16 protein-coding genes and 1 pseudogene are annotated in these 16,035 nt (G+C 66.0%); 5 read left to right on the forward strand and 12 right to left on the reverse strand.

The annotated features are described in order from the left end of the window. Positions 1 to 111: 111 nt before the first annotated feature. Positions 112 to 807: an isoprenylcysteine carboxylmethyltransferase family protein gene (locus tag VXM69_RS30795; RefSeq protein ID WP_034188910.1), complete on the reverse strand. Its 696-nt coding sequence runs from the start codon at positions 805 to 807 to the stop codon at positions 112 to 114. Positions 808 to 1,172: 365 nt separating this feature from the next. Between VXM69_RS30795 and VXM69_RS30800 the strand changes: the two genes are divergently transcribed. After that, on the forward strand, positions 1,173 to 1,709 hold the full coding sequence (locus tag VXM69_RS30800) for a 2'-5' RNA ligase family protein (protein ID WP_082744779.1): 537 nt from the start codon (positions 1,173 to 1,175) through the stop codon (positions 1,707 to 1,709). Between the two features lie 65 nt (positions 1,710 to 1,774). On the opposite strand, the gene VXM69_RS30805 is transcribed toward VXM69_RS30800, so the two are convergent. Next, positions 1,775 to 2,440 (reverse strand): nucleotidyltransferase family protein, encoded by a 666-nt coding sequence (locus tag VXM69_RS30805; protein WP_319001520.1) that lies wholly within the window; start codon positions 2,438 to 2,440, stop codon positions 1,775 to 1,777. A 166-nt stretch (positions 2,441 to 2,606) separates the two neighbouring features. Between VXM69_RS30805 and mutS the strand changes: the two genes are divergently transcribed. Both mutS and VXM69_RS30815 read left to right on the forward strand, forming a co-directional pair. Continuing rightward, complete coding sequence (gene mutS / locus VXM69_RS30810; RefSeq protein ID WP_175027432.1) at positions 2,607 to 5,264, forward strand: DNA mismatch repair protein MutS; 2,658 nt, start codon at positions 2,607 to 2,609, stop codon at positions 5,262 to 5,264. After that, positions 5,245 to 6,516 (forward strand): hypothetical protein, encoded by a 1,272-nt coding sequence (locus tag VXM69_RS30815; RefSeq protein WP_367189727.1) that lies wholly within the window; start codon positions 5,245 to 5,247, stop codon positions 6,514 to 6,516. Before mutS ends, VXM69_RS30815 begins: the two co-directional genes overlap by 20 nt. Here the strand turns inward: VXM69_RS30815 and VXM69_RS30820 are convergent. After that, positions 6,496 to 7,041, reverse strand: a complete 546-nt coding sequence (locus VXM69_RS30820) for a peptidylprolyl isomerase (protein WP_034188913.1) — start codon at positions 7,039 to 7,041, stop codon at positions 6,496 to 6,498. The genes VXM69_RS30815 and VXM69_RS30820 overlap by 21 nt on opposite strands. Positions 7,042 to 7,073: 32 nt before the next feature. Between VXM69_RS30820 and VXM69_RS30825 the strand changes: the two genes are divergently transcribed. Together VXM69_RS30825 and VXM69_RS30830 are read left to right on the forward strand one after the other, a co-directional pair. Then, positions 7,074 to 8,294 (forward strand): cupin domain-containing protein, encoded by a 1,221-nt coding sequence (locus VXM69_RS30825; RefSeq protein ID WP_124609699.1) that lies wholly within the window; start codon positions 7,074 to 7,076, stop codon positions 8,292 to 8,294. A 56-nt stretch (positions 8,295 to 8,350) separates the two neighbouring features. After that, positions 8,351 to 8,597: pseudogene (locus VXM69_RS30830) on the forward strand (hypothetical protein). Here VXM69_RS30830 and VXM69_RS30835 read toward each other — a convergent pair. The 9 genes from VXM69_RS30835 to VXM69_RS30875 all read right to left on the reverse strand — a co-directional run bounded on the left by VXM69_RS30835 (position 8,598) and on the right by VXM69_RS30875 (position 15,961). Then, the gene (locus tag VXM69_RS30835; RefSeq protein WP_006487056.1) at positions 8,598 to 8,801 is read right to left on the reverse strand and encodes a hypothetical protein; all 204 of its coding nucleotides are present in this window, start codon (positions 8,799 to 8,801) and stop codon (positions 8,598 to 8,600) included. A 108-nt stretch (positions 8,802 to 8,909) separates the two neighbouring features. Continuing rightward, entirely contained in the window at positions 8,910 to 9,686 is a 777-nt protein-coding gene (locus VXM69_RS30840) for an MBL fold metallo-hydrolase (RefSeq protein WP_367189728.1), read from the reverse strand. Between the two features lie 4 nt (positions 9,687 to 9,690). After that, positions 9,691 to 10,836: an outer membrane protein assembly factor BamC gene (bamC, locus tag VXM69_RS30845; RefSeq protein WP_034188916.1), complete on the reverse strand. Its 1,146-nt coding sequence runs from the start codon at positions 10,834 to 10,836 to the stop codon at positions 9,691 to 9,693. A gap of 111 nt (positions 10,837 to 10,947) precedes the next feature. Next, entirely contained in the window at positions 10,948 to 11,850 is a 903-nt protein-coding gene (dapA, locus tag VXM69_RS30850) for a 4-hydroxy-tetrahydrodipicolinate synthase (protein WP_034188917.1), read from the reverse strand. A 46-nt stretch (positions 11,851 to 11,896) separates the two neighbouring features. Then, a complete protein-coding gene (locus VXM69_RS30855) occupies positions 11,897 to 12,499 on the reverse strand; it encodes a bifunctional 2-polyprenyl-6-hydroxyphenol methylase/3-demethylubiquinol 3-O-methyltransferase UbiG (protein WP_175027430.1) in 603 nt (200 codons plus the stop codon). Between the two features lie 8 nt (positions 12,500 to 12,507). Then, positions 12,508 to 13,710: a tryptophan--tRNA ligase gene (locus tag VXM69_RS30860; RefSeq protein WP_006487046.1), complete on the reverse strand. Its 1,203-nt coding sequence runs from the start codon at positions 13,708 to 13,710 to the stop codon at positions 12,508 to 12,510. An 8-nt stretch (positions 13,711 to 13,718) separates the two neighbouring features. Beyond that, positions 13,719 to 14,381, reverse strand: coding sequence for a site-2 protease family protein (locus tag VXM69_RS30865; protein ID WP_034188919.1), 663 nt, complete (start codon positions 14,379 to 14,381; stop codon positions 13,719 to 13,721). Between the two features lie 47 nt (positions 14,382 to 14,428). Then, the gene (locus tag VXM69_RS30870) at positions 14,429 to 15,061 is read right to left on the reverse strand and encodes an L-threonylcarbamoyladenylate synthase (RefSeq protein ID WP_034188920.1); all 633 of its coding nucleotides are present in this window, start codon (positions 15,059 to 15,061) and stop codon (positions 14,429 to 14,431) included. 69 nt (positions 15,062 to 15,130) lie between these two features. Continuing rightward, positions 15,131 to 15,961 (reverse strand): 3',5'-nucleoside bisphosphate phosphatase, encoded by an 831-nt coding sequence (locus VXM69_RS30875; protein WP_034188921.1) that lies wholly within the window; start codon positions 15,959 to 15,961, stop codon positions 15,131 to 15,133. Between the last annotated feature and the right edge of the window lie 74 nt (positions 15,962 to 16,035).

The following is a 16,035-nucleotide window of genomic DNA, read 5'->3' on the forward strand; positions in this document are numbered from 1 at the left end:
GAAGGGGTCGGCGCGCGAAGGTCCGTGACCTGAGCGCGCCGACTTTTTTCATGTCTGCCGCACGGGTGCGCTTCGTCGACGCTCGGCCATTGCGCGCTTTCCGCATTCCCGTCAAAACACGCCCGGAATCAGCCGGTACCGGACTGTCGCCTTGTACGCGCGATAATCGGCGTCTTCCGACAGCACCCGTTCTTCCATGCTGATTCGGCCGATCTGCAACAGCATCCAGACGCCGATCGTGACCAGGTTTCGGGTGCTGAAGTTAGCCAGCAGGAAGCCGATTTCGGACAACAGATAACCGGTGTAGATCGGGTGCCGCATGAACCGGTACGCGCCGGTCGAGACGACCCCGCGATTCGCCGGCAGCAAGCCGAACGAGCGCCCGAGCGACAGTTTGGCGAACAGCTGCCACGCGATCCCGATAATTTGCCAGGTGCCCCCCGCCCACTCCGGAATCAGTTGGGTACTGGCGGTCAGCTGATAGGTCAGGCAGTAGAACGAGCCGCCCAGAGAAAAGCACACCGCGACGGGATGCCAGTCGCGCTGTTTCGGCAGTTTCGCAAAAGCCGACATGCCGACGGTCAGTACCGCGGAAACCAGCAGCAGGATCAGCGTGATCCGGCTCGGGTCCGATCGCCACGGTATATAGATCAGATAGGCAAATACGCCCAGCACGGTGACCGACGCCACGCGAGCGCAAAGCTCGATCCAATTGATCCGCTCCGACTCATCCGCGACCGCCGTAACGTGCGGCACCAGGGTATTCTGCGCGCACGCGCCCCCCGCGTCCTGTATGGCCTGCTTCATGGTTGTGCCCCGTAACTCACTGCGTTTTTATATATTGCCGTTTCAGACTAGCACGCTCCCCTCCTTGAAACTTGTCTAAGTTTCAGTTTAGAGAGGTTGATTGGTGTAAGTCCCGAGAGAACAGGCGATTAAAACGGCCGAGTCACTGGAGCAGGTGGCGTGCCAAACGTTTCACAGTTTGCGGCACTCTTCGGCGGACGAAATCGCCTGCAGTCTCCGGTAACGGGCGGCTGGTGTCTTCGATGAAATGGGGGCCTGATTATCCGCACTGTTAAGGCTCTGATCGGAAGGTTACGCTGCAAGCTACGCCACCGCATTCCTACCGTATTGCCGCAATGCGGCGGCCGCCAAAAGAGGATCGCAGTATGGTCACGACAGCGTTTGTCGTCGAAGTTTCCGCAGCCGAACCTGCAGTCGCCGACCTGCGGCGGCGCTTCGATGCTTCTGCAAGCCTGGGCGTCCCGCCACATATCACGCTTCTGTTCCCTTTCATGTCACCCGACGAAATTACGTCGACCGTAATACGACAATCCGAAAGCGCGTTGAGCTTTGTGCCATCGTTCGATTTTTCGTTGACGCAGATTGGTCGGTTTCCGACCACCACCTATCTCACCCCCGACCCTGCCGAGCCGTTCGTCGCACTGACAACTGCTTTAGTCGAACGCTTTCCCGGATATCGTCCGTACGGCGGCGTACACGATGGCACGATTCCGCATCTGACTGTCGCGCACGGTGACGCCGCAACCGCAAATTCCGCAGCCATCGCGCTGGAAGAACGTCTGCGCATGCTTGCGCCGATTCGAACGCGGTGTAGTTCCGTGTCTTTGCTTGAAAACACCTCAGGGCGCTGGAAACAGATGCATGTATTCGAACTTCCCGCAATCAACGTGCGGAGCCGATAGGCCCAGCCCCACCACGCCCGCAACACCTATTGAATGCGCCAGTGACACCGGTACGCCTCGGATAATCAGCAAGGTACGATGACAACTCGAGGCCAGCGCTTTCGGTATTGCTTTTCCGCTACACGCTTTCGATATGTCTCGACACTCACTCGCCGTGGGTTGCGCCGAATGACCATTGAAAAAAGATCGTCCAGCCCATGAGGCGCAATAACGTCGACCGAGTCGTCATCACGAAGCACGACCCCGACCGAGGTCGCAAATTCGGGCCACGACGCGACTGACTCCTCCAGCGAACCCAGTGGTGAAACTGGATGGCCAAAGGTTCGCTCGAACCAGAGGTGAACGGCGGCCTGATTGGTTACCTCCCAGCGCACACCGGGAAGCATGTCGGTCAAACGAAGCTTGAAGCGCGCGTCCCGTGCGGCGGAGAAATCGGTCGAGTCAAAGTAAGCAACATCGATGTCCGATAGCGCAGACGGCGTCCGAAACGCGTGCAGTTCATCCCACACCAGGTTGCGTACCGCTCCTGCCCCAATACACCATGAGGTGAGCTTCAGGCTACGCGTGGCGACGAGTGCCGCCCAGAACCATTCCGATTGGCGCACGATACTCGTGAGACGTGCTTCCAAGTCGACTGCTGACATGGGCGCTTTTTCTCCATTGACGACGCGTTGACTGCCGGCCAAACAGCGCAAGATCCAATAGCGGAAATCGGCAATCAACTTGCCCACCCTTCCGGACGATTGTCGTCCCATCCGAGCGTCATCGTCCAACTATTCGGACACGTGATCTGCCACGCTCCCTCGCCCGCACCTGGCCAAACGGCGAACTTCGCGCGTGCACGTGGACGCGACTGGTAAACTCGTGCAACCCAAGCAACAACTTCCCGCCTGACCTATGACCACGCTGTCGCCCGAAGCCTTCGCCGGCCATACTCCAATGATGCAGCAGTACCTGCGCATCAAGGCCGATCATCCCGACACACTCGTCTTCTACCGGATGGGCGACTTCTACGAGCTGTTCTTCGAGGACGCGGAAAAGGCCGCACGCCTGCTCGACCTGACCCTCACGCAGCGCGGCGCGTCGGCCGGCACGCCGATCAAGATGGCCGGCGTGCCGCATCACGCAGTCGAACAGTATCTGGCGAAGCTCGTGAAGATGGGCGAATCGGTCGCGATCTGCGAGCAGATCGGCGACCCTGCCACATCGAAGGGGCCGGTCGAGCGCAAGGTCGTGCGTGTCGTCACGCCCGGCACGCTGACCGATGCCGCGCTGCTGTCCGACAAGAACGACGTGTACCTGCTCGCGATGTGCACGGGCCACAACAAGCGCGGCGTCACGGTCAATGTCGGCCTCGCCTGGCTGAACCTCGCCAGCGGCGCGCTGCGGCTCGCCGAAATCGAACCCGATCAGCTCGCAGCCGCGCTCGAGCGCATCCGGCCGGCCGAAATCCTGACGCCGGACGGTGCGACCGACGCCGTGCCCGCAAGTGCCGGCGCGAGCAAGCGCGTGCCGGCCTGGCACTTCGACATCGCATCGGGCACGCAGCGCCTGTGCGACCAGCTCGACGTCGCGAGCCTCGACGGATTCGGCGCGCATTCGCTGACGAGCGCGTGCGGCGCAGCCGGCGCGCTGCTGCTCTATGCGGCAGCCACGCAAGGCCAGCAGTTGCGGCACGTGCGCAGCCTGAAGGTCGAGAACGAAACCGAATACATCGGACTCGATCCGGCCACGCGCCGCAACCTCGAACTAACCGAGACGCTGCGCGGCACCGAATCGCCGACGCTGTATTCGCTGCTCGACACCTGCTGCACGACGATGGGCAGCCGCCTGCTGCGTCACTGGCTGCATCACCCGCCCCGCGCGTCGGTCGCCGCGCAATCGCGCCAGCAGGCAATCGGCGCGCTGCTCGATGCGCCGGCGAACGCGAGCCTCGACGCGCTGCGCGGCGCGCTGCGCCAGATCGCCGACGTCGAACGGATCACCGGGCGGCTCGCGCTGCTGTCCGCGCGCCCGCGCGACCTGTCGAGCCTGCGCGATACGTTCGCCGCGCTGCCGGCACTGCGCGAGCGCATCAGCGCGATCGTCGCGAATGCCGATGCGCTCACGCGCGTCGACGCGGCGCTCGCACCGCCCGCGGAATGCCTCGACCTGCTCACCAGCGCGATTGCGCCCGAGCCTGCCGCGATGGTGCGCGACGGCGGCGTGATCGCGCGCGGCTACGACGCGGAACTCGACGAACTGCGCGACATCTCGGAGAACTGCGGGCAGTTCCTGATCGACCTCGAAGCGCGCGAACGCGCGCGCACCGGCATCGCGAATCTGCGCGTCGAATACAACAAGGTGCACGGCTTCTACATCGAGGTCACGCGCGGCCAGACGGACAAGGTGCCCGACGATTACCGCCGCCGCCAGACGCTGAAGAACGCCGAGCGCTACATCACGCCCGAACTGAAAACCTTCGAGGACAAGGCGTTGTCCGCGCAGGAACGCGCGCTCGCGCGCGAGCGCGCGCTGTACGACTCGGTGCTGCAGGCACTGCTGCCGTTCATCCCCGAATGCCAGCGCGTCGCGTCGGCACTCGCCGAGCTCGACCTGCTCGCCGCCTTCGCCGAACGTGCACGCGCACTCGACTGGGTCGCGCCCACCTTCACCGACGAGATCGGCATCGACATCGAACAGGGGCGCCACCCGGTCGTCGAAGCGCAGGTCGAGCAGTTCATCGCGAACGACTGCCGGTTCGGGCCCGAGCGCAAGCTGCTGCTGATCACCGGCCCGAACATGGGCGGTAAATCGACGTTCATGCGGCAGACCGCGCTGATCGCGCTGATGGCTTACGTCGGCAGCTACGTGCCGGCGAAGTCGGCGTGCTTCGGCCCGATCGACCGGATCTTCACGCGCATCGGCGCAGCCGACGATCTCGCGGGCGGCCGTTCGACGTTCATGGTCGAGATGACCGAAGCCGCGGCCATCCTCAACGATGCGACACCGCAAAGCCTCGTGCTGATGGACGAGATCGGGCGTGGCACGTCGACGTTCGACGGCCTCGCACTCGCGTGGGCGATCGCCCGCCATCTGCTCGCGCACAACGCGTGCTACACGCTGTTCGCGACACACTACTTCGAGCTGACCCAGTTGCCGGCCGAATTCCCGCAAGCGGCCAACGTCCACCTGTCGGCCGTCGAACACGGCCACGGCATCGTGTTCCTGCACGCGGTCAACGAAGGCCCGGCGAACCAGAGCTACGGCCTGCAGGTCGCGCAGCTCGCCGGCGTCCCGGCCCCGGTGATCCGCGCCGCACGCAAGCACCTCGCGTATCTCGAACAGCAGTCGGCATCGCAGCACACGCCGCAACTCGACCTGTTCAGCGCGCCGCAGGCGGTCGTCGACGATCTCGAATGCGCGGATGCGCCGGCGTTGCCGGACACGACGCATCCGGCGCTCGACAAGCTGCGCGACATCGATCCCGACGATCTCAAGCCGCGCGAGGCGCTCGACCTGCTGTACGAACTGCGCACGCTGGTCCGGTCGCACGATGCCGACGGCCACGCTTGAACGCGTCTCGCCGGGCCTGCCGGCTCGCGCGGCCGCCGCGCTCGTCGCGGCGGTACTCGTGCTCGTGCAGGCCGGCGCGCAGGCTGCACCGCCGAAGCGCACCGCCGCGCCCTACTCGTTCGCGGTCGTGTCGGGCGTCATCAACGGCCCGGCGGACGAACCGTCCGCCCAGCGGCTGCTCGATGCGATCGCGCGCGAGCGCAACCTCGCTTTCGTCGTCTATGCGGGCGATCTCAAGGGTTCGAAGGAAGCGTGCCGCGACGCGCTGTATTCACAGCGCGGCGCGATCCTGGATTCGGCACGCGTGCCGCTCGTGTTCATTCCCGGCCACGACGACTGGTTGACGTGCAATACGGCAGCCGGCGGCGGTTACGATCCGGTCGAGCGGCTCGACTTCCTGCGGCAGACGCTGCTCGCCGATGCGGCATTGCCCGACCCCGGCGCGCTGCAGATCACGCGGGAGAGCGAAGTCGCACGGTTCCGGCCATATCGCGAGAATGCCCGCTGGATGCGCGACGACATCGTCTACGTCGCGCTCAACGCACCGGCACCGAACAACCATTACCTGACGGCCGGCGGCCGCAACGGCGAATTCGAGGATCGCATCATCGCGAACGGTTTCTGGATCGACCACGCGGCCGAATACGCGAAGCGGCGCGAAGCGCGCGCGATGGTGGTGATTTTTGAAGGCGATCCGCAGTTCGAACGCTACGAACGCGCGGAACGCTTTGCGTGGCTGCGTTTCAACAGGCCGCGCGTACGCGACGGCTTCCGTGAACTGAAACGTACGCTGGTGAAGGCGGCGGCGACGTTCCGCGGCCCGATACTGGTGATGCACGCGAGCGGCGAACCGCTGGCGAACGGTTTCCTGATCGACCGGCCGCTGCGTGCCGACGACGGGGAGCTGATAGGAAACGTGACGCGCGTCGCGATCGGCCCGCGCCATCCGGCGAATCAGTGGGTCAAGGTGAGCGTGTCGCCATCGCGGCAGACGATCTTCAACGTCAGCCTGCAGGAGGTGCCGAAGAACCTGCCGGTGCCGCCCACGCTGCCGCTCGTGCCGCATGACGACGTGCCGCTGCCGCAGATGCCGGAAATCCCCGCGCTGCCGGCACTGCCCGACTCGTCGTCGGTCGCGCCGCCGCTGCAGGGTGACGGCGCCGCTCCGGGCGGCGCGTCGTGGCCGGCGCCGCCCCCTGCATCGGGGCCGGCGCCCGGCCTGCCTGCAAGCTCAGTGCAGGGTACGCCCTGAAGACGGCGCTTCGCCGTCTTCGTCTTCGTCCTCGTCGACGATCTCGAGCCCTTCGGCGCCATGCGCGTGCTCATGCTCGATTTCGTCTTCGGTGGCTTCGCGAACATCCTTCACGGTCAGCGCGAAACGCAGCGCCATGCCGGCCAGCGGGTGATTGCCGTCGAGCACGACCTTGTCTTCGGCGATGTCGGTGACCGTATAGATCAGCGAGTCGACTTCCTCGTCACCGTCTTCCGGCGTGCCTTCGAACTGCATGCCCACTTCGAGCGGCTCGGGAAAACGATCGCGCGGCTCGACCTTCACGAGTTCCGGATCGTAGTCGCCGAACGCGTCCTGCGGCTCGAGCTGCACCTGCGCCTCGTAACCCGGCTCGTGGCCGTCGAGCTGTTCCTCGATCTTGGGGAACGTGCCATCATAGCCGCCGTGCAGATAGACCATCGGCTCGTCGCTTTCCTCGATCAGATTGCCCTGTGCATCCGACAGCTTGTAAGTGACCGACACGACGGTGTTTTTTGCGATTTTCATCCAATTCTCCCAAATACAACTGTCATTATACGATGCGCAACCGGTCTCAAGCCGAACCGCGGGATGCCGCTGCCGCCCCGCTCGGCGCGCCGCCTTCCGATCTTCCCACACCGCTGCTCGGCGGTCTTACGCCGGCGCAATTCATGCGCGGCTACTGGCAGAAGAAGCCGCTGCTGATCCGCCAGGCGATCCCCGGCGTCGCTTCACCGGTCTCGCGCGACGCGCTGTTCGAGCTCGCCGCCGACTATGACGCGGAATCGCGACTCATCACCCATTTTCGTAACAAGTGGCAACTGTCGCACGGCCCGTTCGAACCGGGCTCGCTGCCGGCCGTCACGCGCAAGGCATGGACCCTGCTCGTGCAGGGGCTCGACCTGCACGTCGACGCGGCGCGCGCGCTGCTCGACCGCTTCCGCTTCATCCCCGACGCGCGGCTGGACGACCTGATGATCTCGTATGCGACGGACGGCGGCGGCGTCGGCCCGCATTTCGATTCATACGACGTCTTCCTGCTGCAGGTCGAAGGCCGGCGCCGCTGGCGCGTCGGCGCGCAGAAGGATCTGTCGCTGCAACCGGACGTGCCGCTGAAGATCCTCGAAAACTTCGAGCCGAGCGACGAATGGGTGCTGGAGCCCGGCGACATGCTCTACCTGCCGCCGCACATCGCGCACGACGGCGTCGCCGAAGGCGAGTGCATGACCTGCTCGATCGGCTTCCGGGCCCCGTCCGCCGGCGAACTGGGCGCCCAGTTCCTGTACTATCTCGCGGAGCGCGGCGGCCTGCGCGACGGGGGCGGCGACGACCTCTACCGCGACCCGAAGCAACCGGCCGTCGACACGCCCGCGCAATTGCCTCCGGCGATGGTCGAGCGTGTCGCCGAGATCGTCGACGCGATCCGCTGGCGCAAGCGCGACGTCGCCGAATTCCTCGGTTGCTACCTGAGCGAGCCCAAGCCGAACGTCGTCTTCGACCCGCCGGCGCGCCCGTTGTCCGAGTCCGCGTTCGTCACGCAAGCGTCACGGCGTGGCGTGTGTCTCGACAGAAGGGCCGCATTGATGTATAACGCGCGCTCGTACTTCATTAATGGCGAGGAAGGACCGCTCGAGCAGGCCGATGAATGGCTGCCCGAACTGGCCAATCAACGCCAGATGGAGGCGAAACGGTTTGTAACACTATCCCGGGTTCCCTCGATGACAGCCTTGTTGCACGAGTGGTATTGTGCGGGCTGGATACGGGTCGGAAGCCGGAATTAGTGTGAGTCGCCCCGTATGCCCGTACAGATCAAATTCTGTATGGGAAAGACAACGTATTGACCCCGCATTTGTCGACGGTCGATAGGAAAGTGCATATAATTTCCGCCCAAGCCGTAGGGAAGATTCACGCTCTAAGAAGTGCATCTCCACCAGCGGCCCAGGTCGGTGTTGGAGCACATTACCGGTATTGTTTCGCGCTGTTGCTTACCTTTAACCATAAAAGGACGTGATCATGAAGAAATCCCTCCTCGTAGCTTCCCTGTTGGCTGCTGTTGCACTGGCTGCTTGCAACAAGAGCGCTGATCAAGCTGCTTCGTCGGCTGCAAGCGACGCGGCTGCTGCTGCTTCGTCGGCTGCTTCGGCAGTTGCTGGTGCTGCGAGCGACGCTTCGGCTGCTGCTTCGTCGGCAACGGCTGCTGCGAGCGACGCTGCTGCTGCAGTGGCGTCGGCTGCTTCGGCAGCGACGGCTGCTCCGGCTTCGGGCGCAAGCCAGTAAGCCTTCAGCATCAGCTGAAAAAAAACCGGCCCGAGGGCCGGTTTTTTTACGTCTGCCGTTTCCGAACACCGCGCCCGGCAGCCGCACCGGGCCGCAGCAGCGGCCCTGCCCTGCCCTGCTCATCCGAGCATCAGCCAGTCGAAGCCCGCGTCCTGCGAGGCCACGATCACGTCCTCTCCGTCCGTCCCCAGCACGCCGCCAAACGCCCGGCGGGCCAGTTCCGGCAGGTTGTTCTGCTGGCTCAGGTGAGCCGCGACCAGGTGCTGGAGGCGGCTGCGCTCGAGCGACGCGAGAATGTCGGCCGCCGCGTCGTTGCTCAGGTGGCCATGGTTGCCGCCGATCCGCGCCTTCAGCGATTGCGGATAGCGGCTCGCGGCCAGCATCGCGGTATCGTGGTTGGATTCGAGCACCAGCGCGTCACAGCCGCTCAGGACGGCCGTAATGTGCGGCGTGGCCATCCCGACGTCCGTCAGCACGCCGAGCCGGCTGCAGCCGTCCATGAAGACGAACTGGAGCGGCTCCCGCGCATCGTGGGGGACCGTATAGGGCATCACGGCCAGATCGCGGATCGCGGCCGTCTCGTCGCCCCACAGCACGTGGAGATCGACATCGGCCTCGTCCGCGCCCACCGCGCGCGCGGTGCCCCAGCTCATGTAGAGCGGCAGCGACGCACGGCGGGCGAGCGTCAGCGCGCTGCCGACGTGGTCGCTATGTTCGTGGGTGACGAGAATCGCATCGAGATCGTCGATGGCGAGATTCAGTCGGCCGAGCCGGCGCTCGACCTCCTTGGCGGAAAAGCCGCAGTCGAGCAGCACGCGGGTGGTCGTCGTGCCGCTCGAGGCCTCGACGACCAGCGCATTGCCTTCGCTGCCGCTTCCGAGGCTGGCGAATCGCACGCGCTCAGTTCAGCTGAGCGTGCAGCAGCGAGATGATCCGCTGCGCGTCCGACGAGTTGTCGATCTGGCCGTTCGCACCGACCACCGCGACCTGCGTGCCGCCGGCGCCCTGCGCGCGCACGTTGACGAGATATTCCTTGCCCGGCTTCGCCGCCGACGGGCCGCCGTAGAACAGCTTGCCGAACAGGCCGTCACGCTTGAGCTCTTCCATCGAATTCGCATAGCGCACGGTGTACACGCCCTTCTCGCGGTCGCGATTGTCGACCGTGAAGTTGGTGCGGTCGAGCGCCAGGCCCACGCGCAGCCACGCGCGATCGAACGACTCGGCCAGTTGCAGCGTCGCCGCGCCGCTGCTCGTGTCGCTGACCTGCGCCGGCGCCGTCGCGGGGCGCGCATCGGTCAGCAGCTGCTTCGCCTGGGCGTCGGTCAGGCCGAACTTCTGCATCAGCTTCGACAGGAACACGGCTTCGAGCACCGGGTTGCGCGGACGCTCTTCCCAGCGCGACGACGTGCCGCCCTGCGGGCCGACCATCATTTCCTCCATCGCGCTGTGCGTGATAGAGATGTCGGTGTTGCCGTCCGACGTACGGTTCACGAGCGTGCGGAAACGGTCGCGCGTGCCCGACGAATACGCGAAATCGATGACCTTGCCGATCGTGCGGCGGAACCAGTCGTCCGGAATGTTCGCGCGGTTTTCGGCCCAGTCGGTGGCCATGATGCCGGTCGACGGCGCGTCGGTCTTCAGCGAGAAGCCGTTCTCCTGCCAGAACTCCTTCAGGATCGGCCACAGCTGCTCCGGCGTGCGGCCATCGACGACGAGCCAGCGGCGATCGCCGTCGCGCTCGATGTGCATGCCGAGCGGATCCTGCGCGCTCGGGATGCCGTCGGTCGCGTTGCCGGCCTGCGTCGTGACCCGCGGCGGCAGCGTGCCGAGCCCGGCGTTGCTCGGCGGCGCAACGAACTGCTGCGTCGTCGGCACCGGCTTCAGGTCGCTCGGCACGGCCAGCGGCGGCGCCGACCCGGTGTTCTTGTAGTTGACCCGGTCGGGGGCCAGGTAATCGTTCAGCGTATCGCAGCCAGCGAGCGCGCCCAGCGCCAGCGCCACCACCGACAGCTGGATGGCGCGAGAGGAAATGGCGAAACGTTTCATGAAATCCTTCGTCTTGCTAGAACGCTCGTCAGGAGCGGCGCCGGACGGAGCCGGCCGGTGCGGGTTGATCAGGGGTCGAGCCGGCGGCCGCAGGACGCGGCCACCTCGGCATCAGAGGACGCCGGCCTCGACGAGGGCCGAACGCACGGCATCGTGGCAGCGCTCGTCGAGCGCCGTGAGCGGCAGCCGGATGCCGCCCTGCATCTTGCCCATCGCCTGCAGCGCCCACTTCACGGGGATCGGGTTCGCCTCGATGAACAGGTTCTTGTGCAGCGACAGCAGCTTCATGTGCAGCGCGCGGGCCGTCTGGACGTCGCCGGCCAGCGCCGCGCGGCACAGATCGCTCATCGCACGCGGTGCGACGTTCGCCGTCACCGAGATATTGCCGTGGCCGCCGAGCAGCATCAGCGCGATCGCGGTCGGATCGTCGCCGCTGTAGATCGCGAAATGCTTCGGCGCGGCCTTGATCAGGTGCGCGGCGCGATCGATGTTGCCGGTCGCTTCCTTCACGCCGATGATGCCCGGCACTTGCGCGAGGCGCAGCGTCGTCTCGTTCGCCATGTCGGCGACCGTGCGGCCCGGCACGTTGTACAGGATCACCGGCAGGTCGACCGCTTCGGCGATCGTCCGGAAATGGCGGTACATGCCTTCCTGCGTCGGCTTGTTGTAGTACGGCACGACCTGCAGCGTCGCGTCCGCGCCGACGGCCTTCGCGTGCTTCGTCAGCTCGATCGCCTCGGCGGTCGAGTTGCCGCCCGCGCCCGCGATGATCGGGATGCGCTTCGCCGCGTGCTCGACCGCCGTGCGGATCATCAGGATGTGCTCTTCGACGTTGAGCGTTGCCGACTCGCCGCTCGTCCCGACCACGACGAGCGCATCGGTGCCTTCCGCGATGTGCCAGTCGATCAGTTTGCGAAACGCCGGCAGGTCGAGACTGCCGTCTTCGAGCATCGGGGTGACGATCGCGGGGATGCTGCCGCGGATTTGAATGCCGTCTTGGGTGCCGTTAGCCATGAAACGCGATTGAATGTGTACCGGTAAACGTTGAGATTGTAGCGGATTAGCCGGGCAGTTCGTAACGTGGAATTCCCGCCCCCGCCTTCGGGGTCGCGCCCTCGCGCACCGCGCTGAGACGCTGGACGAACGCCTCGCGCGGCGCGGCGACGAAACCGTCCTCGTACGCAACCACCCGCAGGTGGCCGTGCACGGCGTCCAGCAACTCGCCCGGGGCGAGCAGGAACGCGGGGTTGGACGGTTTGCCGACCGTTTCGTTTCCTTGCGCGAAGGTTTCGTAGATCAGCACGCCGCCCGGCGCCACCGCATCGAGCAGATGGGGCCAGAGCGGACGATGCAGGTAGTTGGTGACGAGCACGGCCGAAAACCGCTCGCCGGCCGGCAGCGGCCACGGCGCGCCTTCGAGATCGGCCGCACGGGCATCGACGCCGGGAATCGCCCGCAACGCGGCCAGCGCGGCCGGATCGCGGTCGAGCGCGACGACCGGATGCCCGCGCGACGCGAACCAGCGCGCATGGCGCCCGCCGCCCGCGGCGACGTCGAGCACCGCGCCGCCGGCCGGCACGAGCCGCGACCATTGCGCGACCCAGCGCGACGGCTCGGCCTGGGCGACGTGGCCGCCCGCGGCGGCGATGACGGATTCGCTCATGCGCCGGATCAGTTGTACGACAGGCCCATCGCGTCGCGCACGTCGCGCATCGTTTCCGTCGCGTACTTGCGTGCCTTGTCGCAACCGTCCGCGACGATCGCGCGCAGCAGCGACGGATCGTCCATGTACTTCTGCGCGCGCTCGAGCATCGGCTGCTGTTCGCGCAGGATGCCCTCGACGACCGGCTGCTTGCAGTCGAGGCAACCGATGCCCGCCGAGCGGCAGCCCTTCTGCACCCACTCGTGCGTCGCTTCGTCCGTATAGACCTGGTGCAGTTGCCACACCGGGCACTTGTCGGGATCGCCCGGATCGGTGCGGCGCACGCGCGCGGGGTCGGTCGGCATCGTGCGGACCTTCTTCGTGATCGTCTCGGCGTCTTCGCGCAGGCCGATCGTGTTGCCGTACGACTTCGACATCTTCTGCCCGTCGAGGCCCGGCATCCGCGATGCCTCGGTCAGCAGCGCCTGCGGCTCGACCAGGATGATCTTGCGCGCGCCCTCGAGATAGCCGAACAGACGCTCGCGGTCGCTCATCGACAGGCTCTGCGATTCCTGCAGCATCGCGCGCGCCTGTTCGAGCGCCTCGTCGTCGCCCTCCTGCTGATACGCGTTGCGCAGTTCGTGATAGAGCTTCGCGCGCTTGCCGCCGAGCTTCTTCGCGGCTTCGAGCGCCTTCTCCTCGAAGCCCGGCTCGCGGCCGTACAGGTAGTTGAAGCGGCGCGCGATCTCGCGCGTCATCTCGACGTGCGGCACCTGATCCTCGCCGACCGGCACGAGCGAGCCGCGATACAGCAGGATGTCGGCCGCCATCAGCACCGGGTAGCCGAGGAAGCCGTAGGTGGACAGGTCCTTGTCCTTCAGCTTCTCCATCTGCTCCTTGTAGGTCGGCACGCGTTCGAGCCAGCCGAGCGGCGTGCTCATGCCGAGCAGCAGCGCGAGTTCCGCGTGCTCGGGCACCTTGCTCTGGATGAACAGCGTCGCCTGCGCCGGATCGATGCCGGATGCGAGCCAGTCGATCAGCACGTCCCACACGTTCTTCTCGATGACCTCGGGCGTCTCGTAGTGCGTCGTCAGCGCATGCCAGTCGACGACGCAGAAGAAACACGGGTACTCGGACTGCAGCTTCACCCAGTTTTTCAGCACGCCGTGGTAATGACCGAGGTGCAGCGACCCGGTAGGTCGCATGCCGGAGAAAATACGTTCTGGGAACATGATTGTCGTTAGAAAAGCGAGGCGAATGGGGACAGGATGGCGCTCAGGACGGCATAACCGACGTTGACGAGCGGGCGCAGCCAGAAGTTCGTCAGCACGCCCGTCGCGACCAGCGCGAGGACGATGATGAAACCGTACGGCTCGATGCGCGACAGCGCGATCGATTGCTTCGGCGGCAGCAGCGCCGCCAGGATACGGCCGCCGTCGAGCGGCGGCAGCGGAAACAGGTTCAGCACGCCGAGCACGAGGTTCGCGCTGACGCCGGCGAACGCCATCCGCGTGAAGAACGGCTCGTCGATGCCGACGGCGGGCAGCACGAGGGTCAGCAGGCCCCAGACCAGCGCCTGCACGAAGTTGCAGGCCGGACCCGCGAGCGATACCCACAGGCTGCCCCAGCGCGGATTGCGCAGATTGCCGAACGAAACCGGCACCGGCTTCGCATAGCCGAACAGGAACGCGCCGCCCGTCACGAAGTACATCACGAGCGGGATCGCGATCGTGCCGAGCGGATCGATGTGGCGCATCGGGTTGAACGACACGCGCCCCATCACGTAGGCGGTGTTGTCGCCGAGCAGGCGGGCGGCGTAGCCGTGCGCGGCCTCGTGCAGCGTGATCGCGAAGATCACGGGCAGCGCGTAGACGGCGATGGTCTGTATCAGGGAAGCATCCATATCGCGTCATTGTAACAAGCGCATTCGCGCAAAATTGAACGACCCGCTCAGGCGGCCGAGAGGCCGAACGGTTCCAGCGCGCCGCGCCCCGCACGCACGAGCTCCGGCGCGTCGCCGGTCAGGTCGATCACCGTCGACGGTTCGCGCGGGCAGGCGCCGCCGTCGATCACGAGATCGACCTGTTTCTCGAGCCGCGTGCGGATTTCCTCGGGATCGTTGAGCGGCTCGTCGTCCGGCGGCAGGATCAGCGTCGTGCCGAGCAGCGGCTGGCCGAGCGACTCCAGCAGCGCGAGCGTGATCGCGTGGTCGGGCACGCGCAGCCCGATCGTCTTGCGCGACGGATGCGACAGCCGGCGCGGCACTTCCTTGGTCGCCTGCAGGATGAACACGTACGGGCCCGGCGTCACCGACTTGATCTGCCGGTACTGGCGGTTGTCGACCATCGCGAAGTTGGCCAGCTCCGACAGGTCGCGCACGAGCAGCGACAGGTGCTGCTTCTCGTCGAGGCCGCGAATCCGGCGCACGCGCTCGACCGCATCCTTGTCGTCGAGATGGCACGCGAGCGCATAGCTCGAATCGGTCGGCATCGCGATCACGCCGCCCTTGCTGATGATCTCCACGGCCTGCTTGATCAGGCGCGGCTGCGGATTATCCGGATGAATCCTGAAGAACTGGGACATGGGGGTACGTAAAGGGGGATGAATCGGCAACGCACGGCGGCGGCACGGGCGGCGCTCGGCCGCCCGGCGTCAGAGCCAGCGCTCCCAGACCGGCGTGAGGTCGGACGGCAACGGCGGCAGGCTGCCGAGCTCGACGCGGCCCTCGCCCGGCGCATGGAAATCGGAGCCGCGCGACACTTCGAAGCCGAAGCGACGCGCGACGTCCGCGTATTCGCGGTACTGGTCGGGCGTATGGCTGCCCGTGATGACTTCGATCGCGCGGCCGCCCAGATCGATGAACTCGCCGAAGAAGGCGTCGAATTCGACGGGCGTGTACCGGTAGCGGCCCGGATGCGCGACCACGGCTTCGCCGCCCGCCGTACGGATCCAGCCGACCGCGTCGGACAGCGATGCCCAGCGATGCGGGACGAAGCCGGGCTTGCCGTCGCCGAGCAGGCGGTCGAACACGTCGGACGTCGATTCGGCGTGGCCGTTCTCGACGAGAAAGCGCGCGAAATGCGTACGCGAGATCAGGTCGGGATTCGACACGTACTTCAGCGCGCCGTCGTATGCACCGGGAATGCCGAGCGTCGCAAGCTGCTCGCCGATCGCCACCGCGCGGGCCGCACGACCGTGGCGCGTACGGTACAGGCCGTCGACCAGCGCCGGGTTCGCGGGATCGATGTTCAGGCCGACGATGTGCACGGTGCGCGACGCCCACGTGACCGAAATCTCGACACCGCTCAGGTAGCGCATGCCGAGCGCTTCCGCCTCGCTGCGTGCCGCTGCCTGGCCGCCGATTTCATCGTGGTCGGTCAGCGCCCACAGGGTCACGCCGCCCGCATGTGCGCGGCGCGCGACGTCGGCAGGCGACAGCAACCCGTCGGAAACATTGGAATGGCAGTGGAGATCGGCGTTCATTGTCGGTATGGCAGGTAAGGCTTCATTCTACTGCAACGCGGCAATTGCGCCGCCCGCCTGCCCTGCCGCCGGCG

Origin of the sequence: Burkholderia sp. Ed8, from assembly GCF_040761425.1 — a bacterium.
Classification (GTDB): domain Bacteria; phylum Pseudomonadota; class Gammaproteobacteria; order Burkholderiales; family Burkholderiaceae; genus Burkholderia; species Burkholderia seminalis.

Bases quoted from the DNA above. Each gene is read 5' to 3' on its own strand.
- VXM69_RS30795 (WP_034188910.1), bottom strand. From the start codon at position 807: ATGAAGCAGGCCATACAGGACGCGGGGGGCGCGTGCGCGCAGAATACC.
- VXM69_RS30800 (WP_082744779.1), top strand. From the start codon at position 1,173: ATGGTCACGACAGCGTTTGTCGTCGAAGTTTCCGCAGCCGAACCTGCA.
- mutS (WP_175027432.1), top strand. From the start codon at position 2,607: ATGACCACGCTGTCGCCCGAAGCCTTCGCCGGCCATACTCCAATGATG.
- VXM69_RS30815 (WP_367189727.1), top strand. From the start codon at position 5,245: ATGCCGACGGCCACGCTTGAACGCGTCTCGCCGGGCCTGCCGGCTCGC.
- VXM69_RS30820 (WP_034188913.1), bottom strand. From the start codon at position 7,041: ATGAAAATCGCAAAAAACACCGTCGTGTCGGTCACTTACAAGCTGTCG.
- VXM69_RS30825 (WP_124609699.1), top strand. From the start codon at position 7,074: ATGCGCAACCGGTCTCAAGCCGAACCGCGGGATGCCGCTGCCGCCCCG.
- VXM69_RS30835 (WP_006487056.1), bottom strand. From the start codon at position 8,801: ATGCTGAAGGCTTACTGGCTTGCGCCCGAAGCCGGAGCAGCCGTCGCT.
- bamC (WP_034188916.1), bottom strand. From the start codon at position 10,836: ATGAAACGTTTCGCCATTTCCTCTCGCGCCATCCAGCTGTCGGTGGTG.
- dapA (WP_034188917.1), bottom strand. From the start codon at position 11,850: ATGGCTAACGGCACCCAAGACGGCATTCAAATCCGCGGCAGCATCCCC.
- VXM69_RS30855 (WP_175027430.1), bottom strand. From the start codon at position 12,499: ATGAGCGAATCCGTCATCGCCGCCGCGGGCGGCCACGTCGCCCAGGCC.
- VXM69_RS30860 (WP_006487046.1), bottom strand. From the start codon at position 13,710: ATGTTCCCAGAACGTATTTTCTCCGGCATGCGACCTACCGGGTCGCTG.
- VXM69_RS30865 (WP_034188919.1), bottom strand. From the start codon at position 14,381: ATGGATGCTTCCCTGATACAGACCATCGCCGTCTACGCGCTGCCCGTG.
- VXM69_RS30870 (WP_034188920.1), bottom strand. From the start codon at position 15,061: ATGTCCCAGTTCTTCAGGATTCATCCGGATAATCCGCAGCCGCGCCTG.
- VXM69_RS30875 (WP_034188921.1), bottom strand. From the start codon at position 15,961: ATGAACGCCGATCTCCACTGCCATTCCAATGTTTCCGACGGGTTGCTG.